General features: G+C 58.1%; 4 protein-coding genes. 2 read left to right on the top strand and 2 right to left on the bottom strand.

All coding sequences use genetic code 11. The annotated features are described in order from the left end of the window. Both PHT20_RS16620 and PHT20_RS16625 read left to right on the top strand, forming a co-directional pair. Window positions 1-191, top strand: a 191-nt coding sequence (locus PHT20_RS16620) for a chemotaxis protein CheB (protein ID WP_301021404.1), incomplete at its 5' end; no start/stop codon positions are given. A 31-nt stretch (window positions 192-222) separates the two neighbouring features. Next, window positions 223-1,353 (top strand): acyl-CoA dehydrogenase family protein, encoded by a 1,131-nt coding sequence (locus tag PHT20_RS16625; RefSeq protein ID WP_301021405.1) that lies wholly within the window; start codon window positions 223-225, stop codon window positions 1,351-1,353. Here the strand turns inward: PHT20_RS16625 and PHT20_RS16630 are convergent. Together PHT20_RS16630 and PHT20_RS16635 are read right to left on the bottom strand one after the other, a co-directional pair. Further along, complete coding sequence (locus PHT20_RS16630) at window positions 1,335-2,366, bottom strand: hypothetical protein (protein WP_301021406.1); 1,032 nt, start codon at window positions 2,364-2,366, stop codon at window positions 1,335-1,337. The genes PHT20_RS16625 and PHT20_RS16630 overlap by 19 nt on opposite strands. A 14-nt stretch (window positions 2,367-2,380) precedes the next feature. After that, on the bottom strand, window positions 2,381-2,639 hold a 259-nt coding region (locus tag PHT20_RS16635), incomplete at its 5' end, for a hypothetical protein (protein WP_301021407.1).

Below are 2,639 nucleotides of genomic sequence, written 5' to 3' on the forward strand. Positions count from 1 at the left end.
GCATGGGCGACGACGGCGCGCGTGGCATGAAAACCATGCACGATCTGGGAGCCCGCTGCATTGCCCAAAACGAAGAGACATGCGTGGTGTTTGGCATGCCCAAAGAGGCCATCAAACTGCAGGCGGTAGACGACATCTTGCCGCTGGAGAGCATGGCGCGCGCCATTTTGCAGTTTGATTCCCGCGCCTGAGGCGCTTTGGTAACCCGTTGAAAGAAATAGCATGTTGTTGACCTCAGAGCAGGAAATGATCCGCGACGCTGTGCGCGACTTTGCCCAGGCCGAGCTGTGGCCGCAGGCCGCCAAGTGGGACAAAACACACACGTTCCCCAAAGAGGTGCACAAAGGCCTGGCGGCGCTGGGTGCTTATGGCATTTGTGTGCCCGAAGCGTTGGGCGGGGCTGGCTTGGACTACCTGACGCTGGCGTTGGTGCTGGAAGAAATTGCCGCTGGCGATGGCGGCACCAGCACCGTGATCAGCGTGACCAATTGCCCGGTCAACGCTATTTTGATGAAGTTTGGCAACGCCGCGCAGCAAAAGCAATGGCTCACGCCGCTGGCGCAGGGGCAGCTGCTGGGCGCGTTTTGCCTGACCGAGCCGCATGTGGGCAGCGATGCGTCTGGCCTGCGCACCACCGCAGTGAAAGATGGCGACAGTTACGTCATCAACGGGGTCAAGCAGTTCATCACCAGCGGGCAAAACGGCGACGTGGCTATTGTGATTGCGGTCACCGACAAGGGCGCGGGCAAGAAGGGCATGAGTGCGTTCATTGTGCCCACCGCCACGCCCGGCTATGTGGTGGCGCGGCTGGAAGATAAGCTGGGTCAGCACAGCAGCGACACAGCACAGATCAACTTTGACAACTGCCGCATTCCCGCTGAGAACCTGATTGGCGCAGAAGGCCAGGGCTACGGCATAGCGCTGGGCGGCTTGGAGGGTGGGCGCATTGGCATTGCGGCGCAAAGCGTGGGCATGGCGCGCAGTGCGTTTGAGGTGGCGCTGGGCTACGCCAAAGACCGCCAGAGTTTTGGAACGTCAATCATCAACCACCAAGCGGTTGGCTTCAGGCTTGCGGAGTGCGCTACAAAACTAGAAGCTGCCAGGCAGTTGATCTGGCACGCAGCGAGTTTGCGTGATGCCGGACGCCCGTGCCTGAAAGAAGCCGCCATGGCCAAGCTGTTTGCCAGCGAAATGGCCGAACAGGTGTGCAGTGCCGCCATCCAGACCCTGGGCGGTTATGGCTATGTGAGCGACTTCCCGGTCGAGCGCATTTACCGTGACGTGCGCGTGTGCCAGATTTACGAGGGCACGTCAGACGTGCAAAAAATCATCATTCAACGCGCGTTGGGGTGAGCCGCAAGCAGCTGGGCCACTTGCGTGAGCCAGGCGTTGTTGTCAAGTATGTAGCGCGCGTCCCGAAATTTGTAATTGGGTGGCGAGCGGAGTTCGCGCTCTGGAATTTCCCAAATGATCAGTGCCGGTGGGCTGGTTTTGAAAGCCTCATCTTGCAAATAATTCAGCATGCCAACCCATGGCCCTTGGTCAACGGGGATGGAAATGTCCAGCACGTTGCGCTGCAAAGCGTAGCGCAGGGCATCTGGGTAGCCGGTGATTTTGTCTGAATAACTGCTGCCAATGGCCGTGATCAGCGTGGTGTCTGCGCCAGACAGCAGTGTGGCGGTTGAGGCGTTCACCCGGTTGACCTTGAATTGCAACACCTGCTCGGCGGCGTATTTGCGTGCGTTGGGGGGTAACAGTTTGACCAGGTCGCGGGTGCGAACTGAAATTTTGTGGTCAGCCCAGGCCAAGGTGAATTTTTCTTCGGGAATGGTTGCCAGCACGGCCTTGAGACGAGGGGAGTCATCAAGGCTGCGCTGGATAGTCTCAGCGGCCAACAGCGAGCCACGTGGCGACCAATGGGTGTCAAGATGCAAAAACAGGGGGGTGTCACTGGATCGGTGGGGGCTGGTGAGAAAAGCTGTGTCAAGCCTGACCACGTGCACGCCAGCGGCCTGCAGCGCATCAGCGGCAGCTGCATATTTACCGGCTGTGTAAGGGTCGAGCACCATGGGGTCTGGCAACTGATCGGGGTTGACCCGAATTTTGGAGGGCACGATGACCAGCGCCAGGACAATGTTTTTTTGCGCCAAGAGCTGGTTGGTTTTGTCCAGCAAGTTCAGCGTGGCTTGGGTGTCTGGCGCGTCAGCGGGGGTGGCAAATTCATAGCGTGTGAACAACCAGCCGTCTTTGCCGGTAATGACAGAGGTTTCTTGCGGCATGGCTGCCAAACTCAACAAGCTGGTGATGAGCAGTGCGACCCATTTGATGCGGTGGTGCAAGGCGGGTGTTAGAAAAATGTGCCGCATGAGTGGGGTCTTTCTTATTTGCCAGTAAAGCGCTCAACCGTGTTTTGAACGCTGAAAAAAACCGGGTTAGAGCGCTTGTCTCGGGTCAAAAACAAAGAGGTGGCGGTGCTTTGAGCCAGATCGAGCGATGTTTCAAGTGGCGCTGCCATGGCATCAGGAGTGACTGCCAACAGCTTGACCTGAATGGGGTTGACTTGCAGGGATTGCGACGTTGGGTAGCGTAGTCCGCGAAAAATCACGACTTTGGATGAGGCCACGGTGATGTCAACCGGT

Source organism: Rhodoferax sp. (assembly GCF_028715765.1).
Lineage (GTDB): Bacteria > Pseudomonadota > Gammaproteobacteria > Burkholderiales > Burkholderiaceae_C > Rhodoferax.